At 46.4% G+C, this 20,558-nt stretch carries 18 protein-coding genes; 2 read left to right on the plus strand and 16 right to left on the minus strand.

What is annotated here, in order from left to right; genetic code table 11:
• Positions 1–16: 16 nt before the first annotated feature.
• The 16 genes from AAE250_RS06775 to AAE250_RS06850 form a co-directional block, all read right to left on the minus strand.
• Complete coding sequence (locus tag AAE250_RS06775) at positions 17–862, minus strand: helix-turn-helix domain-containing protein (protein WP_294598588.1); 846 nt, start codon at positions 860–862, stop codon at positions 17–19.
• 41 nt (positions 863–903) lie between these two features.
• Positions 904–1,254, minus strand: a complete 351-nt coding sequence (locus AAE250_RS06780; protein ID WP_294598590.1) for a PqqD family protein — start codon at positions 1,252–1,254, stop codon at positions 904–906.
• A gap of 22 nt (positions 1,255–1,276) precedes the next feature.
• Positions 1,277–2,734 carry an MFS transporter gene (locus tag AAE250_RS06785; RefSeq protein ID WP_294598594.1) on the minus strand — a complete coding sequence of 486 codons (1,458 nt, stop codon included), beginning with the start codon at positions 2,732–2,734 and terminating at the stop codon, positions 1,277–1,279.
• Positions 2,735–2,894: 160 nt separating this feature from the next.
• Positions 2,895–3,284, minus strand: a complete 390-nt coding sequence (gene secG, locus AAE250_RS06790) for a preprotein translocase subunit SecG (RefSeq protein WP_294598598.1) — start codon at positions 3,282–3,284, stop codon at positions 2,895–2,897.
• 4 nt (positions 3,285–3,288) lie between these two features.
• A complete protein-coding gene (locus AAE250_RS06795; RefSeq protein WP_294598601.1) occupies positions 3,289–4,071 on the minus strand; it encodes a tetratricopeptide repeat protein in 783 nt (260 codons plus the stop codon).
• Positions 4,072–4,075: 4 nt separating this feature from the next.
• Complete coding sequence (locus tag AAE250_RS06800) at positions 4,076–4,600, minus strand: LptE family protein (protein ID WP_294598604.1); 525 nt, start codon at positions 4,598–4,600, stop codon at positions 4,076–4,078.
• Positions 4,587–5,837: a sigma-54 interaction domain-containing protein gene (locus tag AAE250_RS06805; protein WP_294598607.1), complete on the minus strand. Its 1,251-nt coding sequence runs from the start codon at positions 5,835–5,837 to the stop codon at positions 4,587–4,589. Before AAE250_RS06805 ends, AAE250_RS06800 begins: the two co-directional genes overlap by 14 nt.
• A gap of 1 nt (position 5,838) precedes the next feature.
• The gene (gene pdxA / locus AAE250_RS06810) at positions 5,839–6,936 is read right to left on the minus strand and encodes a 4-hydroxythreonine-4-phosphate dehydrogenase PdxA (protein WP_294598610.1); all 1,098 of its coding nucleotides are present in this window, start codon (positions 6,934–6,936) and stop codon (positions 5,839–5,841) included.
• A gap of 7 nt (positions 6,937–6,943) precedes the next feature.
• Complete coding sequence (locus tag AAE250_RS06815; RefSeq protein ID WP_294598613.1) at positions 6,944–8,002, minus strand: DUF4837 family protein; 1,059 nt, start codon at positions 8,000–8,002, stop codon at positions 6,944–6,946.
• A 71-nt stretch (positions 8,003–8,073) separates the two neighbouring features.
• Positions 8,074–9,114, minus strand: coding sequence for a 23S rRNA (adenine(2503)-C(2))-methyltransferase RlmN (gene rlmN / locus AAE250_RS06820; protein WP_294598616.1), 1,041 nt, complete (start codon positions 9,112–9,114; stop codon positions 8,074–8,076).
• Positions 9,115–9,279: 165 nt separating this feature from the next.
• A complete protein-coding gene (locus tag AAE250_RS06825) occupies positions 9,280–11,418 on the minus strand; it encodes a peptidylprolyl isomerase (protein WP_294598619.1) in 2,139 nt (712 codons plus the stop codon).
• A gap of 123 nt (positions 11,419–11,541) precedes the next feature.
• On the minus strand, positions 11,542–12,798 hold the full coding sequence (locus AAE250_RS06830; RefSeq protein WP_294598621.1) for a hemolysin family protein: 1,257 nt from the start codon (positions 12,796–12,798) through the stop codon (positions 11,542–11,544).
• Between the two features lie 4 nt (positions 12,799–12,802).
• Complete coding sequence (gene lptC, locus AAE250_RS06835) at positions 12,803–13,441, minus strand: LPS export ABC transporter periplasmic protein LptC (RefSeq protein WP_294598624.1); 639 nt, start codon at positions 13,439–13,441, stop codon at positions 12,803–12,805.
• A 4-nt stretch (positions 13,442–13,445) separates the two neighbouring features.
• Positions 13,446–14,768, minus strand: coding sequence for a tetratricopeptide repeat protein (locus AAE250_RS06840; RefSeq protein WP_294598627.1), 1,323 nt, complete (start codon positions 14,766–14,768; stop codon positions 13,446–13,448).
• Between the two features lie 45 nt (positions 14,769–14,813).
• Positions 14,814–16,079 carry a hypothetical protein gene (locus AAE250_RS06845; protein ID WP_294598629.1) on the minus strand — a complete coding sequence of 422 codons (1,266 nt, stop codon included), beginning with the start codon at positions 16,077–16,079 and terminating at the stop codon, positions 14,814–14,816.
• Complete coding sequence (locus AAE250_RS06850; RefSeq protein ID WP_294598632.1) at positions 16,066–16,797, minus strand: type III pantothenate kinase; 732 nt, start codon at positions 16,795–16,797, stop codon at positions 16,066–16,068. The genes AAE250_RS06845 and AAE250_RS06850 overlap by 14 nt, the downstream gene beginning before the upstream one ends.
• Positions 16,798–17,706: 909 nt before the next feature.
• On the opposite strand from AAE250_RS06850, the gene lnb reads away from it, so the two are divergent.
• Together lnb and AAE250_RS06860 are read left to right on the plus strand one after the other, a co-directional pair.
• The gene (lnb, locus tag AAE250_RS06855; protein ID WP_294598635.1) at positions 17,707–18,924 is read left to right on the plus strand and encodes a lipoprotein N-acyltransferase Lnb; all 1,218 of its coding nucleotides are present in this window, start codon (positions 17,707–17,709) and stop codon (positions 18,922–18,924) included.
• Complete coding sequence (locus AAE250_RS06860) at positions 18,924–20,492, plus strand: alkaline phosphatase family protein (RefSeq protein ID WP_294598638.1); 1,569 nt, start codon at positions 18,924–18,926, stop codon at positions 20,490–20,492. Before lnb ends, AAE250_RS06860 begins: the two co-directional genes overlap by 1 nt.
• Positions 20,493–20,558: the final 66 nt, after the last annotated feature.

Below are 20,558 nucleotides of genomic sequence, written 5' to 3' on the forward strand. Positions count from 1 at the left end.
GATGACAGAATTTTCTTTATTCTTCCCTGAATGATTGCGGTGTAACTCCGGTATGTTTTTTAAAGAATTGATTAAAGAACGATAGATTGGTGAACCCGAGTGACAATCCAATTTCTTTTATCGGCAGCGTAGTCGACTTCAATTGAGCCTTTGCATCCATAATCAGCGCAGCCGCAATAACCTCGAGAGGAGTATACCCGGAAGCCTTTTTGATGGAATTGCAAAAATGGGGAAGGCTTAACCCCAATCGTTCTGCATAAAAAGCAACTCCGTGTTGGAGCTTATAGTATTTCATTACCATCAGCATAAACTCCCGATATACCTCGTTTTTCCTGGTTTGTGAAGGAATGACGTATTTATTACGCCGTTTGTATAACTCGTAAACTCCCTGCATGAATAGAGCTAGAATGGCTTTCACGACTTCTTTATTTTCACAAACATCCGGATTAGCATACGATTTTATAAATACCCGGTATAATGCTTCCAAATCACCAACCTTTGTAGGTGACAAAGAGGTAATAGGATTCTCGATAATCATGGGCAATAACCCCCGAGTAGTACTAATCAAGTTGGCTGATGCCATCATCTTGCTTGAGAATCCTGCTACATACAAATGGACATCGGGAGATATTTCGTGCACTTGTATCAGATAATTCGGGAGCAGGGTAATAAAGTTATTCTCCTTGATGACATATTCCGATACATTTATGCTGATATGTATCTCTCCTTTTGTACAAAGGACGAATAGTCCGGACATAACTCGGCAAAGAGATTCCATATAGTCATTCAGGCTACTCTCTATATGCTCATCGGTTATAATGTAATCAACGGGCAGATCGAATTTTATAACATCTTCTCTCATTATTTTGCAAACAAGAAAATTAGATATGCCGAGTTTTTACTTCAATCTTTAATCGTCAATTGAACAAACCCGTCTTTACGCAGCTGCATCACGTAAGTAGTGACGCGTGAAGGATAATTCTCTTCGCCTTCAAAGTGTTCGGCAAGCAGGGAGATGATTTCGCGCACCGTGCGACGCCCGTCTATCATATTCCACACGGCTGTTCCGTGCTCTTCCAACTTCACATGAATATCCGGCGACATACCTTTCGGCAACAAGAAACGGCGCATCCATTCGTATTTAAACCGGGGATAGGTGAGCACAGCGCACTCACCCTCCCATTCGGTTGTTATATGTCCGCAACGAACCGGAACAGCATCCAACAGACTGATTTTTCCTTCGGGTGTTTCCATATTTCCGTTCGTTATTTACATCTTATTTCTGAATATTGGCTTCTTCCAAACCATAACCTTTACGCTTGTTTTCAGCCTTCAACAACAAGGCTACAACTACCGATAAAATTCCAAAGATCATGAATATAGATAAAGGTACCGTATAATTATAGCCTACAGTGCCGTCCGCCGCAGTAGTCTTGGCAAAGTGGTCTATCACCCAACCTATCAACAACGGTACCATCGACAAACCTATGTTCTGAATATAAAAGATCAAAGAATAGGCCGAACCTAATTGCTTCTGCGGAATAATCTTGGGCACGGAAGGCCACATAGCAGATGGAACCAAGGAGAATGCAACTCCCAATACAATGACTAAAAGCAATGCAAACCACCAATATTCCAAAATGGGCAATGTGAAGCACAAATGTACAAACACCAACATAATAGAACCGATAACCATCAATGTGGCTCCTTTACCAATACGGTCGTAGAGCGAACCGAAGACCGGTGTCAGAAGAATACAACCAAACGGCAGCATCATCGGGATATACCCGGCCAAGCTCGGCTCTACATTATACTTATAAATCATCACCTTTACCGCAAACTTCAGGAACGGGAATACACCGGAATAGAACAACAAACAAAGGAAGGTAATCAGCCAGAAACCCTTGTTCGTAACAATAAACTTGATATCGCTGAGCTTGAACTTGTCTTCGTCCGATGCCGTAACCGTACTCGCAGCAGAAGCATCCAATTTTCTATCCATCACGCAATAAACCATATAGAAGAGGAAACCGATGCACAATGCAATAGCACCGAGCAGCACAGACTGGGACAGATGTCCCATCGCCTTGGCTATCGGCAAACTGAATCCTAAAGCAATACCGGTTCCGATACGAGCCATAGCGACCTGCAGTCCCATAGCCAAAGCCAACTCATGACCGGTAAACCACTTCACAATGACCTTCGATACGGTAATACCCGTTATCTCGGCACCGACACCGAAAATGGCAAAACCTAAACATGCAAAAAGCACCTGATAACTAAAACCGAACAGACTTCCTTCGAGAGTGAAATAAGGAGATATAGCCCAATATTTTATTAAAGCACCTCCAAACATCAATAACGAAGACATTGTTCCGGTGAAACGTACTCCCATCTTATCCAGAATAATACCACCAAGCAGCAGCATCACCAGGAATACGTTGAAATATCCATAGGCTCCCGTAAAGAAACCATATTCGGTCGATGACCATCCCAAACCATCCAGAGTGGCGTCTACAGCCTTCGTTGACTGCACAGAAATGGCATTCTCTACTTTTTCAAAACTACCATCCTCGTAGTATACAACTTGTCCTTTTGTAGTCAACAAGTCCTCCAACGGGGCCATTACATCAGTCATAAAGTATCCGCACATCATAGTAAAGGATACAATCAGCAAAGCGCTCCAGCGAAAAGCTTTGGAGTCACTCAATTTAAGTTTCAATTGTTCTGTCATCGTACTATTATATAAGATTTCAAATTATTAATCGGATTGCATAAGTAGCAGCAAAGGTAAATAAATCCTCGCTCAATACGAAAAAAGGTTGATACCTTTTCATCGGTATCAACCTTTCTCTTATTTCTTCAAGCGGAAATCATCCGTACTATCCTACCCTTTATTCGGCAGCCGGTGCTTCGTCTGCTGCGGGAGCAGTAGTTGCAGGAGCAGTTTCAGCAGGAGTTTCGGTTTGCGGAGCTGCTGTACCTACGGGCATGTTATAAGGGTTAGTCTTTTCCTCTTGCTGTGCTTGTTCCATGATTACGTCACCAGCTTTGCCCGTGCCGGAAGGAACGGTATAAGCAGATACGATACTGAAAACGACCATGACACCGGCCAGGGTCCAAGTAGCTTTTTCAAGGAAGTCTGTAGTCTTGCGTACACCCATGATCTGATTGGATGAAGAGAAGCCTGATGACAGACCGCCTCCTTTGGAATTCTGAATCAACACAATGAAGCACATCAGCACAGATGCAATCACCATTAAGATAATTAGTAATAGATACATTTTGTTATTTTGATTTAGCGTTAATAATCAATTTCTCCAAAAATCTGATTTGGTCTGCAAAGTAAGCATTTTTTTTTGGATAATTCAAACTTAATTTTTTAATAATTTCAAGAGCCTTGTCATATCGGCGCTGTTTTATGTAGATTTTGGCTAAAGTTTCAGTAAAACAGCTGTCATCCAGCTCTTCATTGGCAGAAGATACCGGGGATTCGGAAGGAGAAGCCGAAGGTTCAGAAGGCAATTCTTTAGCTTCGAGCAAAGGCACATCCGTGGTCTCGCTCTTCAGGATAAAGCCGTCTATCAGTTCGTGTCCCCGCAACTTCGGCACCTCGGGCACGGTTTCCGAACCGGATTCGGACGGTTCGGCACGTTCATCTTCGTTCATCAGATAGGCGGTGTAGTCCATTGTATAGTCCAGCTCGGTGTTCTGCGAATGCTCTTCGGGAACAGTAGCGAGAAATGCATCGATCAGGGAGAGGGTGCGGTCTACGCTCGGTTCCTCTTCCATGGCATCGGAAGAAAGCAACGGAGATTTCCGGGATTTCAAGGTATAACGGTCGCCCTCGATGAGATAGAACAGCACACGGCGATCGGCCACATACAACACGGCTTTGCGCAACTCGGCGCCAAAGTTGATGTCGTGCAGCAGATAGAGGTTCTTCAGATAGAGCAAACGGATCGACTGAAAATAGGGATAGCGTGCTACCAGTGTGCGGAGCTCGTACAAAGTATCCCTGTTCAGCGTCTCGGGATGCTGAATCCATTGTTGCAAATGGGTAGAAGTCATAACTTTACCAGTTAGCTACAGTTGCATTGAATATCTGTTCGGCGATATCTTTCACCATCAGGGTTATCAGCTGGTCTTGCACCTCGGTCAACAGTTTCGAGGAGTCGTACGTCTGGAAGGCCGAGAACTGCTGTTCAAAGTCCTCCTCATGATTCGTATTGTTGACGTAGCGCACATTGACGGTCAGTGTCACCTTCACCTTGGAAGAGTAACCGCTGGCGTCCACCGATTCGTTATATTGGTTATATCCGGTTATCTCACCGTCTATTTCAAGGTCACCACCCGAATTCACCAGGTTCAGACGGGTCTGTTGTATGAACATGTCCTTCAACTTCTGGTTGAATTCCGTTGCCAGCGGTGCATATACATATTCCGCCCGGTTCTGGAAGTCGGCAATAGAAATAGTCTTCACCTTGCTGTAGTCAATGGAACTAATCGGGGCAAGCCCCATAGAGATGCGGCACGAATATACCACAAGCCCCAGCACCGCCAAAACGGCAACCAGTGCTATCTTTTTAATCCAATCCATATTCTTTTATCTTTCTGTATAGGGTGCGCTCGGAAATATTCAGGTCCTGCGCTGCACTTTTACGCTTGCCGTGATGTTTTTCAAGCGCTTTGCGTATCATTTCTTTCTCCACTTCGTCCAGTGAGAGTGATTCTTCTACATATTCTTCCGTGTCCTGGAAGTCGTCGTCCATCTGCGGAGCCGGTTTTACCGACGGGTGTATGATGGTAGGCACACCGGAAGTCACCGGAGGCACCACAGCCGGAGGAGCCGGCGTATAGTAAGCAGCAGCGGCAACCGCAGGACCGGCCACAGCTCCGCGTTCCGTCATAATCTCGTGCACCAGCTTCTTCAGTTCCGTGACGTCCTGGCGCATATCGAACAGCACCTGATAGAGAATCTCCCTTTCGCTCTCAAAGCCTTTGTGATCTTTCACACCGAACAAGGCCGGGAGGCGCTGCATATTGTTCTGTTCCGGCAGATAGCCTTTCAAGATAGCTGCGGTGATATCGCGATTAGTCTCTATAATAGACACCTGCTCGGTGATATTCTTCAGTTGGCGCACATTGCCCGGCCACGAATAAGCTAGCAACATCTGCTTGGCATCCTCCGTCAATTGAATGGCAGGCATCCGGTATTTCTCGGCAAAGTCCGAGGCGAACTTGCGGAACAGCAACACCACATCCTCACCACGCTCGCGCAAGGGCGGCACCTGGATAGGCACGGTATTCAGACGATAGTACAAGTCTTCACGGAAACGGCCGTCGGCAATGGCTTGCGACAGGTTTACATTGGTAGCCGCCACAATACGCACATCTGTTTTCTCTACTTTGGAGGAGCCCACCTTGATAAACTCACCACTCTCGAGCACACGGAGCAGACGCGCCTGGGTAGGAAGAGGCAACTCGCCTACTTCATCCAGAAATATCGTTCCGCCGTTTGCTTCGCCGAAGTAGCCTTTCCGATCGCCGATAGCACCCGTAAAAGCACCTTTCTCATGACCGAACAACTCCGAGTCGATGGTCCCTTCGGGGATGGCGCCGCAGTTCACGGCAATGTATTGTCCATGCTTGCGCCGGCTATATTGATGGATGATTTGAGGAAAACTCTCCTTTCCCACACCACTCTCCCCGGTAATGAGCACAGACAAGTCGGTAGGCGCTACCTGAATAGCGATGTCAATGGCACGCATCAGCGTCTCATTGTTGCCGATGATGCCGAAACGTAGTTTTACTTGTTGTATTTCCGCTTTCGTCATTCTACAAATCTTCTTCTACACTATCGAGTTTCAGTTTGTCACTGTCGTCACGTTTTTCGTAATACTGCTTGCGCAGCGGATTGGCATGTGCAGCCTTCTCACGCAGACGGTTACGGAACACGTCTATCGCCACATATACCGCCTGACGGAAAGAATCTTCGGATGCAAGTCCTTTTCCTGCAATATCGTAAGCCGTGCCGTGGGCAGGCGAAGTACGTACCACCGGAAGTCCGGCCGTATAGTTCACACCTTCGTCCATGGCCAATGCCTTGAATGGAGCCAGTCCCTGGTCGTGATACATAGCCAGCACACCATCGAAGTGGGCAAAGTTACCCGAGCCCATAAATCCGTCTGCCGGATAGGGTCCGTAGCAAAGTATTCCTTTCTCAGCCATTTCTTTAAGGGCCGGGATGATAATCTCCTGCTCTTCTGTTCCCAGCAGCCCATTGTCTCCTGCATGCGGATTCAGTGAAAGCACTGCAATGCGCGGTGCATCTATGCCGAAGTCCAACTTCAGAGATCGGTTGAAAATCATCAGCTTCTCCTGAATCAACTCTTTGGTAATTGTCGATGCGATCTGGCTTACGGGAATATGCCCGGTCACCAGCGCTACGCGGAAATCATCTTTCATCAGAATCATGAGTGCTTTCTCTCCGTCACCCACTCTTTGCTCGATATATTCCGTATGTCCGGGGAATGCAAATTCCTCGGACTGGATGGTGTGCTTGTTAATAGGAGCCGTCACAATGACATCTATCAATCCTTCCCTGTATTCCTCAAGAGCCTTCTCCAATGCGCCGAGCGCGGCTTTACCAGCTTCGGCATCGGCCTTTGAGAATTCTACCTTTACTTCATCATCGGTGCAGTTCACCACGCTCAGGCGGTTGCAGGCTGCTTCGGACGCAGAATTCACGATACTGAAGTTGGTAGGTAAATCCAGTGATTTACGATGATAGGCTGCTACTTTGGGCGAACCGTAAATAATAGGTGTACACAGTTCCAGCATGGCGGGCTCTGCAAAAGTTTTCAGAATCACTTCATAACCTACACCGTTGATGTCGCCTTGTGTAATGCCGACTCTTATCTTGTTGTCTTCCATTTTTAAATTACTTATTATTAGTAGTATCTTTTGGGGTGGTACCGTTTACCGGAATTTCCGCCCCTTCCTGCGTGCTGCCGGGCAACTTCAGGGTATAGAGCGAAGCCTCCATCTGGCGGACCAGATTACGTTTCATTTTATCGGGTGAATAAACAAATATTTCTGATACGATAATGCGTTGGTTGGGCTTGTCCAGACGGACGTGTGATACGAACGGGCCACCCATAAAGTCACCCTTGATGCGCCACAGGCCGCGGGCTTCCAGCGCATAGTCACCCTGCACACTGATAGGACGGACGTCGGTCATCAGAGAATCCGTCATCATGTACATGCCTTCCCGAGCTCCGGGGATATTAACCTTCATCACAGAGTCGCGCTTATGCACGAAGTATTCCTTGGTGAATGTATCTTTATCGGTATAGGGATAAGAATAAATCACAAAGTTCTGGTCGCCGGTAGCCGTATTCGTACCTGCCCAGAAGAAGTTCTCTCCTACCTTGGTAGAGTTCAAGTCACCGGGTACCCATACGTCACAGTCGAACATGCTCTTCACTTTCGTAGAGATATAGTCGCTATGCTTGTCCTTCAATACGGAAATCTGACGGTTCATCTCGGCATGGGTGAAGAAGTCGATAATGGTCTGTTTGTTCTCTTCTACAAACTGCTCGAACGAGGCTTCATCCGGTGCCTGGATGGTCAGGATAGATTGCGGAGCAGCATATACGTCTTTAGCATATTTGAACTTGGGCTGAGTATAAAGATCCTTGTTCACATCCACAATGATGATGTTGCGAATCAACTTCAAGGTAGCATCATAGTTAGCAGGAGCTGTATACATGATGCGGAACGAACGTTCGGACTGCGGAAGTCCCGGTACATCAGAATCGAGCACATCGAACAGTGCCCTGCCGGCGGGGCGTTCCCACAATCCAGGGTCTACCACTACCAGGATTTCATACGCGCGACCGCTGGAGGTCGGAGTAAATACACCCTTATTGCCGCCACTGCACGCGGAAAAGAGCGTCAGTACAAGAGCCATACTTAAATAAAACAGGTGCTTTCTCATATCTCTATACATTTTAGTTTTTCACAAAGCTACGAAGAATGCGTAATATCCTTCCTACCAAAGTTAATAATTTATATTAATTCTTGTTTATTCTCCTCCTGCTTGGCCGTCGAAAGCATGCCGCAGGCAGCAAATATATCTTCACCGCGGGATGCCCGTATGGTAGTGAACAGTCCGTGCGAGGTGAGGTAATCGCGGAGCGTCGTCATGGTTTCCATATCTGCACCTTCAAGGTCGACGCCGGGTATGGCATGAAAACGAATCAGGTTTATCCGGCAATCTACGCCACGCAGCAACTTCAAGAGTTCCTTGGCATATAGCAGGGAGTCGTTCACTCCTTTAAAAACAATATACTCAAAAGATAGTCTGCGCTGTTTGCTAAAATCATAGTTTCTTAACAATTCTACTATTTCCGTGATGGAGAAGGCCTTCTCGGCGGGCATCAGTTCACGACGCTGCAAAGGCACCGGCGAATGGAGGCTGATGGCAAGATGACAATCGGACTCTTCGATGAAACGCTGCAAACCTTTCCGCAATCCTACGGAAGAGAGGGTGATGCGTTTAGGACTCCAGCCGTAGCCATAAGAGGCAGTCATTACTTCCAGGGCTTTCAGCACTTCGTCCAGGTTGTCGAGGGGTTCGCCCATGCCCATCATCACGACATTGGTCAGTTTATCGCTTTCGGGCAAGGAGTTAATCTGGTTGATGATTTGGTTGGCAGTCAGATTGGCGGTAAAGCCTTGCTTGCCGGTCATGCAGAACTTGCAGTTCATCTTGCAACCCACCTGGGAAGATACGCAAAGGGTGGCACGGTCCTCATCGGGGATGTAGACGGCTTCTACAAAATGCCCCTCGCCTGCCCGATACAGGTATTTCACCGTACCGTCTTCCGAGCGCATTGCATCGACGGGGGCTTCGGCACCTACCTCGTAAATGTCCTTCAGCAATTCCCGGTGCTTCAACGAAAGGTTGGTCATTTCGTCGATAGAGGTCACTTTCTTTTCATACAGCCACGAAGCTATCTGCTTGGCAGAGAATCCGGGCATGCCCAAGTTCTTCACTACCGTTTGCAATTCGAGGAGCGTCAAGCCTAAGAGGGGTTGTTTCTGCATATATGATCACCTAAATTTATATCAATAATATCCCTTTATGAAATGCAAAGGTAGGAATAAAGTTGCACAACGGCAACGGCAGGGACAGAAAATGAAATATACAGATAACGAAAAAGCCGCCCGGTAATTCCCGGACGGCTCTTCTGATATCTGTTTTACCTATTCTTAGAAGAACAAGTAACGTTTATCTTTTACATCAGCCTTCAGATACAAGTCGTTGATGAACTGAGATGCCATGCGGGCATGCATAGTTGCCAGAGTAGACTCCTCGGCTGCCTGATCGAATGTCTCGTTCAATTTTTCCTTTGCATAAGGTTGGAGAACGAATACACCACCGTTACCCTTGATGGGAGCGCTCAACTTGTTCAGCTCTGCAACAGAAGCATAAGCACTTACCATCGGTTCGCTGCTACGCAATACCGGAACATAAGCAGGAGCTGCAAAAGTCACATGCTTTACAGAGTCGCTAACGGCATTAGCCATATTCTTATACTGATCGAAAGAAGAAGCATTGGCAGCCTTCATATCAGCCATAATCTTCTCAGCTTTCTTGTCGCGAAGAATCTCTGCTCTCAACTGTTCTTTTACCAAAGCCAGCGGACGGTAGCCTTCAGGAATGATGCTTGCCACACCTACTACCAGCATACGGTCGCTTTCTCCGCATTCGTACAAACCGGAAACTTCACCGGCCTTAGCCTCGAACGCCCATTTCAAAGCGTCTTTCGTACCTCTGATACCACCGATACCGTGTTCCGAGCTATACAAATCAGCTCTATCCAGCAGTCTGTAGCCGGCATCTTCTGCATTGGCCATCATTTTTTCCAATGTATTGTTTGCAGCGATGAACTGGCTGAAGTCGTTGTATGCCTTGCTATAAGTTTCCTTGCTGAAGTCAACCGGACGCTTGATAATAGCTACTTTATATTTATCCTTTACAGACTTTTTGTTGGTTACCTGCAAAATGATGTTTGCCTGTCCCAAAGCCAGGTTAGCCAGTTCGTTCTGTCCCAATGAAGTAACGGCAGTAACATACTTCAAGTTGTCACCGTCAATCTGTGCACCTTCATAGTTGGCAGAAGAGATCCATGCAGACTCACCGGTCTGACCATATTTCTTAGCAACCTCTGTAAAGCTTGCACCACCCTTGATGGCATTGTAGATACTGTCGGCCAAAGTCTTCGTCTTAGCAGCATCATCAGCAACTACCTGAATCTGACGGAACTCGATAGAGTCGGGCAAAGAAGCGGTAGCCAGTTTCTTGAATGAGTTGATTGTATTGTCGGTTACATTGTAGTAAGGTCCGTATACGCTACCTGTTGCAACAGAGTCCAGACGGGCTACTACATCAGCAGGCAGAGCTTTGGTAGTATAGAACAAGTCTACGTAAGGTGCTTCCGAACCGGTAGAACGGATGAAAGTAGTGTAATCACCCGGAGTGCCGGCAAGCTGTTCGGTATACTCTTCCACTTCTTTCTGGAGAGCAGCCTTATCTTCAGGACTTGCAGTTACCTGTACATCGATGTACTTGATGTTGCGGGTTTCTACATATTGTCTGAATTGCTCTTTCTTCTTGTCGTAAGCAGCCTTCAACTCCGATTCCTTAATAGCGATGGTAGAATCGACGATAGAAGTATAAGGAATAGCAGCAAGCAGCAAGTCAGACTGATCTACTCTGGCATCGAAAGCGTCTTGTGCTTCTACCGGATTAGAGAACAGCGATTTAGTGATCAGAGCCTGATACTTCTCTTGCAGACGAGCCTGGATAAGAGATTTCTCAAGGAAAGACCAGAACTTATACATTGATTCGTAGTATTCCAAATATTGAGAAGGCATCTGTGCTCTATTCATCTTGGAGTAATCTACCAGGAACTTCTTCAGCATATCCTTATCGAATGCACCGTTTTGCGGGTTGCGGAACGGAGTCTGTTGCAGCATCGGGTGCACACCGGCATCGATGATAGCCTGCAGTTCAGCCTTAGATACTGTCAATCCCAGCTTCTCAGCTTCTTTTTCAATCAATTTATTGTTGACGTATGTTCTCCATACTTCATCTTTGATCTGGTTGGTTTGCTCATCGCTCAAGGCAGTTGTACCACTGGAGAATTTAATAACTTCCGTGTATTCTTCTACCATTGCCTGATAATCCTGAGCGGAAATTGATTTCCCGTTTACTTCACCTACGTCTTGTGACTGGTGTGGCTGGAGCACTTTCCACGCGTCACCTGCGATGAAAGCAAACAGCGCCAAACCAATAACAATCACCAATAAAGGTCCTTTCGACCGAATGTTTTGTAATGTTGCCATTTTTGTAAATATGAATTATTTGTTTATTATTATTTTCCTTACAATGTTCATTTTAGCGCACGAAGATACAAAAAATGCTAATACGCATCTATTTATTCTTTAAAAATTTACGCTCAAACAGAATTATTCGATGACTTTCAGACGTACCAGCTCGATTTTGGTAGCTGTTACCTTCACTATTTTGAATTGATAATTGTCTACCGTAATCACTTCGTGCAATTTCGGGAAGCTTTGATAGCGGTTCAGAATCAGTCCGCCCACCGTCAGATAATCATCCGATTCCGGCAGATCCAACCCGAAAGTCTCGTTCACCTTTTCTATTTCCAAACGGGCCGAAAGTACGTATTCGTGCTCATTTATCTGCTTGCAGACGTACGATGTATTGTCGTGTTCGTCTTCAATGTCACCAAAAATCTCTTCGACCAGGTCTTCCAGCGATACAATGCCTGCCGTGCCTCCAAACTCATCCACCACCACACCGATCGTTTTCTTCTGCTGCATAAACAGCTTCATCAGTTTATGGGCGGACATTGTTTCGGGAACAATAGGCACCTCTTTAACGTTATTCCGCCAGTCCACCGGATTCCGGAACATTTCCGACGAATGGATATAGCCTACTACGTTATCTATATTTCCATCGTAGACTATAATCTTGGAGATGCCGGACTCCACGAAAAGATTCTTCAGTTCTTCCAGTGAGGTGGTCACATCTACTGCCACTACCTCCGTACGGGGGACAATGCAATCGCGTATCTTTATATTCGAAAAGTCGAGCGCGTTCTGGAATATCTTCACCTCCGCGTCCAGCTCTTCCTTACTATCGGCATTATCTATGCTCGACTGAATGAAGTAATCCAGGTCCACCTTACCGAAAGCCTTGGCAGATGCCTCCTTATTAATCTTCATGCCAAACACGCGAAGGAACATATACGACAGCCCGGAAGCAAATTTTGAGATCGGGAACAGAACGACATAGCAGATAAACAACGGTACCGCACACACCCGCAGCATCAGGTTCGGATTGATCTTGAACAATGTTTTCGGCAGGAACTCACCCGTCACAAGGATGATAAGAGTAGAAATAATGGTCTGCACCAGTACCATCACAAAATGATTGGAAATGATCCCGGCAAGCAAATTCACCTCTATGATTTGCGCCATAAGGATACCGTAGATAACAAGTGCAATGTTATTCCCCACCAGCATGGTAGAGATAAAGTTATTCGGGTTGCGCAGAAAATAAGCAATGATACCGGAAGTGACGCCCGGCTTCCTTTCCATCTCAAAGCGCAATTTATCTACGGACACAAAAGCAATCTCCATTCCCGAAAAGAAAGCGGAGAATGCCATAGTTATCAATAAAGAAATGACGGTATCCATTTTATTAGTTTATGGTATCTGTTTGCAAACTGTCCGCAGCAGCGGTTTCCTCGTCAACGTAGAAGACACCTTCCGGCTGGCGGATGGTATAAACGGTCATTTGCTGGTTGGACTCAAAGCCGCGCCCGGTAATGATACGATCGGGCTGTTCTATGCGGATAAACTGATCCGAATAGACTTTCTGTTTTCGCTGATCCCAATACAGCAACTCCGTATTGAAGCGTTCGCCCTTCAAGTTTTGAATATCAACGTTGCCTATCAGTTTCCATAGCTCTTCCTTATTATAAAAGTAAGCAGTATCTGCCTTAATGCTCGCTTCCACCTGAAACAATGAATCGAACTTCTCCAGATAAATGCCTTTCTCAAAAGCCCAGTATGGAGGATTTTTCCGGTCAAAGACCAGCCATTCTTCCGTATTGATGCGATAACGGGTGATACCGGAGTCTGAAACCAACGTAGTTACTCCGCGGGTATCCATCACCGGCAAGGAGTCACGCTCGGTTATGGCATCGCCCAATTCCTTTTTTCTTCCGGAGCAAGCGGAAAATAAAGAAGAAAATAAAAGAAGCATAACCATTACCCCTAAGGTAATGGTTATGCTCGTATTTCTATGACAAACAACGTTGATGGGTTGTAGTGGCATAGTTTTATCTAATGGTTGTAGTTTCACCGATCCAACCGCCAATAGTGATGCGGTCGCCAGCCTTATAACCTAACATAAAGAGGTCTTTAGCCTGCGGTGTATGACGCGAATAAGTTGAGATCAGTTCGTTTGCTTTCTCTGTTACACTGGGGTCAACAGCTTTTGCACGTTGCAACTTATCGATAACTACAAAGTAAGTACACTTGTTCAATGCAGGTTCGTCATTCCAGTTAGGATTAGATCCGTACATTTGTGCCAGCAGGATATATGGTTCACCATAGTTCTCATTGAAGCTGATAGCTTTTTGGCAATAGCTTCTTGCCTGCGACAACTTCTTAGCCTGCATCAAGGCAGCAGCAGTAGCGTAAGCCATCTCTGCTTTTTTGATATTATCAGTTTCCTTGCTCAAAGCTTCGTCGAAGAACTTCACAGCATTATCGTAATCACCTTTCTTATAATACATGTATGCAACGCCTACGGCAGCATCCGGAGTCGGATCAATATTATACATATATTCAGATGCCTTGAAGTAAACTTCACTTTCGTTGCACTTCATCAACTTCAGGATATTGAGAGCTTTCTTCAAGAAGGTAGAATCAGCTTTGTTTTCTTCCACTTTCGGGCCATAAATATTTTGCAGAGATTCGCAGTCGGCAACACCACTCTGTACGAACATGGCTACCAGATTATCTTTAATAGTCTGCAGTACCTCTTTCTTCTTCTCATTGGTTTCAGCTTTGATTGCATTGTCTGCATATTGAGAAGCATTGATATAATCCTGGAAGAACTGGTCTGTATGGTTGTCGTCAGCCTTTACTTTCTTCATAGAGGTCTCCAGGAAATAGTGAAGTATAGCGCCGTCAGGATCATCAGTTGTTCCTTCCGCAGCTTCTTTCAGCCACTTATAAGCCTGGTCTTCATCAGGGTTCGGAGCAAATTGCAGATAATCAATTGCCTTTTTACCTAGCTCTTTAGATGCATTCATCGGAGTTTTCAATTTCTTATTGATCTCCGGCAAGTATTGCAATTCCTGATCATACACCTGCATCAATTCATCAAAATACTTCTTATAATCTGCAGAGTTACGATCCTTGATATCACCTAAGAATGCCTTCAATATTTTGATAGCATCAGAATAAGTGTAGAATCTCAATGTCGGGCAATCCTTCAAGACAGCCATACACGGCTCGTATGCATCTTTAAAATTACCAGCTCTCACCGCTTCGTGCGAGATACTACTGTTCGAATTACAATTTTCAGTCTGTGCAAAAGCGCTGGTCACTCCACCCGAAAGGAGCAAGGCAGCTACAAGCATCTTAATTTTCATTGTATTTAAATTTTAGTTGTTATATTATTGTCTATTCAATTTCCATTAATCTACTTTACGCTTGAAGAACCAACGTTCGTTGAAGGTTACTCCGACACAGAGACGCAAGGTATTTTCGTTCAAGAACGCAGATTGTGTACCTTGTGTTCGCACATACTGTGCAGAAAGGCTCAAAACAGAACGAGTTCTCGGGATAGGCAGTCCGAAACCCGCCGTCACGCCATATTCGTCGGCAGCACGTGCTCCGTCAATCTTGTAATAAGGTTTGGAGTAATAAGCCCCCAAACGATACTTAACATGGGCAAAATAACTTCTTCCCACCGGATTGGGAAGATATTCCGCACCCACTGCTATCTTACCACGGTTGCAGAAGGCATCTTCCTTATTCATATAAGTCACCTTCCCCCAATTCTGGTACATGAAGTCGGCCCCTACCGTCAGACGATGGTCATACACATACGTCACACCTATACCGAATGTAGTAGGGATGCCGCAAGTAACAATCGTATCTTTAGACGTTGTTGTCGCTCCCGTATATTGATCACCAATTTGTCTCACTTCGTACGCATCGTTATTCAAGTCATGGCCGGGAGAGAATATTACTCCCAACGTAGCAACATGCTTCTTGCCGAATTGTTGCGTATATTGAGCGCCGAGATCGATCTTATAACTTTTCACCGCTACATTTGACTGTATTTTAACGGGGAACACGGTTCCGGTACCCGACGGGAAAGTCATATTAGTGGTTCTCGTTATATCTCCCCAAAGATACGAAAAATTCGCACCAATCGAAAGATTTTTAATTATTTTAAAGCCTGCTCCTAAATAAAGTTGATGCAAGCCGCCTTCTCCCGAATAAGTTACCACGCTCGAGCTGGTAGGCGTAGCCGTATCTTCACGATATTCTCCCATGCTATATCCCACATTCGAATAAGGCAACAAGCCCAGGCTGACAGCAGCCCATTTGCTTGCACGGAATTGCATGGTAATGTAATCAAAACTGGAGTTCTTGGCATTTCGCTTCACCGTACCGTCACTGAAATTGGCGTTCTGCAATGAAATACCTCCGTCAAAGATAAACGTAAGCGAATCAACCGCCGTATAGGATGCCGGATTTGCAAAGTTAACCTGATACTTGTCGCGTAAACCATAGGCAATACCACCCATAGCCTTGCTATTACCCGAACCTTGGTCTGCTAACTGTCCATATCCATAACGTGTATAGGGAGAATTTGTATTATTTTGAGCGAATGCCGCTCCGGATAATATCGTAAGCAAGAGCACCACAAGTGTTTGTCTATATCCTATCATTATTATAGTTTAAAATTCGATTTAATCCTTTCAATACTAAAAATCTGTCTGCAAAGATGATACTTTTTACGTTTGTATCAAAAGAAAAATCATCCCCGCCCGTTAAAAAAACCAAAAGTTCATGATATTTATGCTTCATAGTCATAATGTAACCCGAAATTTCGTATTCGATGCCTTTCAGTACTCCGGCACGGATCGCAGTATCGGTATCTTTTCCCATTGGCAACCGCCGTCCTTCGGAAGCTACCAGCGGAAGCCTTCCGGTGAACCGGTGGAGCGCTTTGAAGCGCATCTGCAAACCGGGAGAGATGTTACCGCCATGATAGCGCCCTTCGGCATCAATGAACTCATAGGTTATGCAAGTGCCCGCATCAATCACCAACAGGTTCCTGCCCGGAAACTGTTCATAAGCTCCCACTACGGCTGCCATACGGTCATACCCCAGTGTTTGGGGCGTTTCGTAAAGGTTTTCTACCGGAAGCGGGGTCTTTTCATCGAGCCGAAGTACGGGAACGGGTAACTTCTTCAGTTGTGCCGACGCTTCTTCTCCCAAGTCGATAACAGTAGCCACAATCGCCTTTTCCACCGGATACTTGCGGCAAACATCCGGCAGGCGCTCCAATGTAAGGTTAGAATCATACACCACTTCGACCATGGATGCATCGTCAAACACTGCCACTTTGGCTACCGTATTCCCTATGTCGATAATAAGATTCACTGCATCGCATTTTTTTAGCGACGCAAAGATACTACTTTATTTCATTCCGGCATTATACTTGTTTGAAAAGAACATGCAATCTCCAAGTTGAAGGGCGTACCCACCGAAACAAACCTAACCGTATACGCCAGAGGTTGCGACTGATACAGAATACGCTATATATTAAATGTTTATAGAAAGCCTGCGAAAGACTAACTGAAAACATAGGAAGAGCTACCCCCGGAAGCAGCAAAAACTGAACGCAAAGTTACTAAATACTATTCTTACTACAGCTATATAAGTTTCTTACAACAGCTGTTGTAAGAAAACAACATTACTATCGTAAGAAAACTACATGGATGTAGTAAGATTAATAAGTAGCAACTACAGTCCTAATCGTTAGTAAGTTTACTGTCAGTTATCAGGCTGTTTAGGGATAATTTTATTATAACGTGAGTTTGATATAGGATGATTGACTCATATCTGACAGGTTATGAGCAAGAGTATCTCAAACTCCTCCGCCTGAAAGGGGAGGTGCCCGTAGGGCGGAGGGGTCTTACATCCGAAGGGACTTATCTATTGCAAAGTTACTCTCTGCTTATGTAAGACCCCCTCCCCCCTACGGGGTACTCCCCCTTTCAGGCGGGAGAGTTTGAGATACTCATGTTTATCATTTCATTCATTTCTATCATCAATATGAGTCAAGCATCTTATATCGAACTCACGTTAAATTATATTAGCCTGATACAAAGATAACCAAATCTTACCACTATAAATCAAGACCTTGATAAACAAACCTATGCAAACTACAGCAAGCATATTTTCAGTTTTCCCTATTTTTATCTCCTAACTGCTTAATTCTCAAGTTCTACTACGCTAATCTGCACATTTCTTGAGGTTATTACAGAATTTTTACGTAAGTTTGCAGCCATGAAACGGAATTTGCTCTTCCTTATATATATGGCTTTCTTTTTCCTTTGCCCGCACGCGGCTGCTGCCCAAACACAAGGACAGCAAGGAAATACTCCCGACTCTATACGCATCAGCTTGCTGACATGTGCCTCGGGCGGAGAAATCTATTCACTCTTCGGACATACCGCCATCCGTTACGAAAACTTCACACGCGGCATCGACGCCGTATTCAATTACGGCATGTTCAACTTCAACGCCCCCAACTTCGTCTTCCGCTTTGCCCTCGGAGAAACAGACTACCAACTGGGAGTTACCAACTACGAGAATTTTGCCGCCGAATACAACTACTTGGGACGCGACGTTTGGCAGCAAACACTCAACCTGAGCCAAAAAGAAAAAGAACGCCTCGTAGAACTACTGACCGAGAATTATCGCCCCGAAAACCGCGTGTACCGCTACAACTTCTTCTACGACAACTGTTCCACGCGCCCGCGCGATCTAATAGAAAAAGCCATTGACGGCACTCTGCAATATGCTGACAATATGACCGATACCCATATCGGCGTCTCCTTCCGCGACTTGTTGCACCAATACAGCGAAGGGCACCCTTGGGAGCGCCTCGGCATGGACCTGTGCATGGGCAGCCAGGCAGACAAACCCATCAACCGCAGGCTGATGATGTTCGTCCCCTTCAACCTGCAGGCCTTCTTCAATACAGCCCAAATCGCAGACCAGGAAGGACACACCCGCCCGCTGGTCGCCTCGGAAGAGAAAATCGTAGTTACCGGCCTGACAGCCGCCGACTTTCAGTCAAAAGGAATTACCCCGTTGCAGGCTGCCCTGTTGCTGTTCATTGCAGTAACAGCCGCCACCATCTACGGCATCCGCCGCGGAAAGACCCTTTGGGGAATCGACCTCGTGCTGTTCTTCATTGCCGGAGCTGCCGGATGCATCCTGGCATTCCTCGCACTCTTCTCGCAACATCCCGCCGTAAGCCCCAACTACCTGCTGTTTGTGTTCCATCCGTTCCACCTTCTCTGCCTTCCGTGCATGCTGAACAGGGTACGAAAAAGGAAAAGAAGCCGGTATATGATGGCTAATTTTGCGGTTTTAACACTTTTTATTGTGCTTTGGGCCGTAATACCGCAAAGAATTGATTTAGCTGTATTACCTTTGGCACTTTGTTTGCTGATACGTTCGGCAAGCAACCTCATCCTCACATACAAACGAAAGTAATGAAAAAAGGACTGATAACTTCCATACTCGCACTGACATTCACCGGCCTGCAAGCCCAACCGCTGCCTGCTACCCCAAAACTGGTAGTGACGCTGACGATTGACCAACTGCGCACGGACTATATGGAAGCCTTCTCGTCCCTATACGGAGAAAAAGGTTTCAAGCGGCTGATGCGTGAAGGCAAAGTGTTCCGCCAGGCCGAGTTCCCCTTCAACGGAACCGACCGTGCCTCGGCCATTGCCGCCATCTACACCGGAAGCACGCCTTCCCTGAACGGCATCATCGCAGGAAACTGGCTGGACATCAACACCCTGCGTCCCGTGAGTTGTGTAGACGACCCCAACTTCATGGGTAACTATACCGATGAAAATTCCTCCCCCTCCCAACTGCTGACCTCCACCATTGCCGACGAGCTGAAAATAGCCACGCGCAACAAGGGACTGGTCTACGCCATCGCCCCTTTCCGCGACGCCGCCATCTTCGGTGCAGGCCATGCCGGAAACGGCGCCTTCTGGTTGAACCAGAACACAGGGAAATGGTGCAGCACCACGTATTACAGTGAATTTCCGTGGTGGCTGAGCCAATACAACGAACGGAAATCGCCCGACTACCGCATCAAGGAAATGGTGTGGACGCCGGTACACCCTTTCACCAGCTATACTTATCTGCCGGAATGGCGCACAGAGCCATTTAAATATAAACTGGACAGCGAACGGATCAACAAATTCCGCCGCCTGATTACCAGTCCCTTCATCAACGAGGAAGTCAATCTGCTGACCGAAGAGCTACTGAACAAGAGCACGATGGGGCAGGATGACGTTCCCGACCTGCTGTCGCTGACCTACTATGCAGGCAACTACAACCACCGCAGCATCCAGGAATGCGCCATGGAGATGCAGGACACATACGTCCGCCTCGACCGCAGCATTGCCTCCCTGCTGGACATCATAGACCGCAAGATCGGTCTCCACAACGTGCTTTTCTGCATCACTTCCACCGGCTATGCCGACGCCGAGACACCCGATCCGGGCATTTACCGCATACCGGGCGGCGAGTTCTACCTGAACCGCTGCGCCACCCTGCTCAACATGTACCTCATGGCAACATACGGGGAGGGGCAGTATGTAGAAGCCTATTACGACCAGCAAATCTACCTCAACCACAAGCTCATTGAAAACAAACAACTGAATCTGGCTGAGATACAGGATAAGTCTGCCGAATTTCTGGTACAGTTCAGTGGAGTGAACGAGGTATATTCTGCCCACCGCCTGCTCTTAGGCCCCTGGTCGCCGCAGATAGAACGTACCCGGAACAGCTTCCACCGCAAGCGCTCGGGCGACCTGCTGATCAATGTGCTGCCGGGCTGGACCATCATGCAAGAAAACAACACCGATAACCGCGTAATACGCACTGCCAATATCCCCGCGCCCCTTATTCTGCTGGGCGGAGGCATAAAGGCAGAAACCATCCGCATCCCCATCAGCGTTGACCACATAGCCCCTACTCTGGCAAGTGTGATGCGCATTCGTGCCCCAAACGCAAGCACGGCAAGTCCGCTGGAATTTTAAGACTTGCCCCGTCCTTCCGATAAAATAACCAGCGTTCATTGTGTTATCTGCTGCAAAATCAGTAAC

The sequence above is a fragment of the Bacteroides sp. GD17 genome, from assembly GCF_038448625.1.
Lineage (GTDB): Bacteria > Bacteroidota > Bacteroidia > Bacteroidales > Bacteroidaceae > Bacteroides.

Bases quoted from the DNA above. Each gene is read 5' to 3' on its own strand.
- AAE250_RS06785 (WP_294598594.1), bottom strand. From the start codon at position 2,734: ATGACAGAACAATTGAAACTTAAATTGAGTGACTCCAAAGCTTTTCGC.
- AAE250_RS06860 (WP_294598638.1), top strand. From the start codon at position 18,924: ATGAAAAAAGGACTGATAACTTCCATACTCGCACTGACATTCACCGGC.
- AAE250_RS06805 (WP_294598607.1), bottom strand. From the start codon at position 5,837: ATGACGAAAGCGGAAATACAACAAGTAAAACTACGTTTCGGCATCATC.
- AAE250_RS06845 (WP_294598629.1), bottom strand. From the start codon at position 16,079: ATGATAGGATATAGACAAACACTTGTGGTGCTCTTGCTTACGATATTA.
- lnb (WP_294598635.1), top strand. From the start codon at position 17,707: ATGAAACGGAATTTGCTCTTCCTTATATATATGGCTTTCTTTTTCCTT.
- AAE250_RS06795 (WP_294598601.1), bottom strand. From the start codon at position 4,071: ATGACTTCTACCCATTTGCAACAATGGATTCAGCATCCCGAGACGCTG.
- lptC (WP_294598624.1), bottom strand. From the start codon at position 13,441: ATGCCACTACAACCCATCAACGTTGTTTGTCATAGAAATACGAGCATA.
- AAE250_RS06830 (WP_294598621.1), bottom strand. From the start codon at position 12,798: ATGGATACCGTCATTTCTTTATTGATAACTATGGCATTCTCCGCTTTC.
- AAE250_RS06775 (WP_294598588.1), bottom strand. From the start codon at position 862: ATGAGAGAAGATGTTATAAAATTCGATCTGCCCGTTGATTACATTATA.
- AAE250_RS06840 (WP_294598627.1), bottom strand. From the start codon at position 14,768: ATGAAAATTAAGATGCTTGTAGCTGCCTTGCTCCTTTCGGGTGGAGTG.
- pdxA (WP_294598610.1), bottom strand. From the start codon at position 6,936: ATGGAAGACAACAAGATAAGAGTCGGCATTACACAAGGCGACATCAAC.
- AAE250_RS06800 (WP_294598604.1), bottom strand. From the start codon at position 4,600: ATGGATTGGATTAAAAAGATAGCACTGGTTGCCGTTTTGGCGGTGCTG.
- secG (WP_294598598.1), bottom strand. From the start codon at position 3,284: ATGTATCTATTACTAATTATCTTAATGGTGATTGCATCTGTGCTGATG.
- rlmN (WP_294598616.1), bottom strand. From the start codon at position 9,114: ATGCAGAAACAACCCCTCTTAGGCTTGACGCTCCTCGAATTGCAAACG.
- AAE250_RS06825 (WP_294598619.1), bottom strand. From the start codon at position 11,418: ATGGCAACATTACAAAACATTCGGTCGAAAGGACCTTTATTGGTGATT.
- AAE250_RS06815 (WP_294598613.1), bottom strand. From the start codon at position 8,002: ATGAGAAAGCACCTGTTTTATTTAAGTATGGCTCTTGTACTGACGCTC.
- AAE250_RS06780 (WP_294598590.1), bottom strand. From the start codon at position 1,254: ATGGAAACACCCGAAGGAAAAATCAGTCTGTTGGATGCTGTTCCGGTT.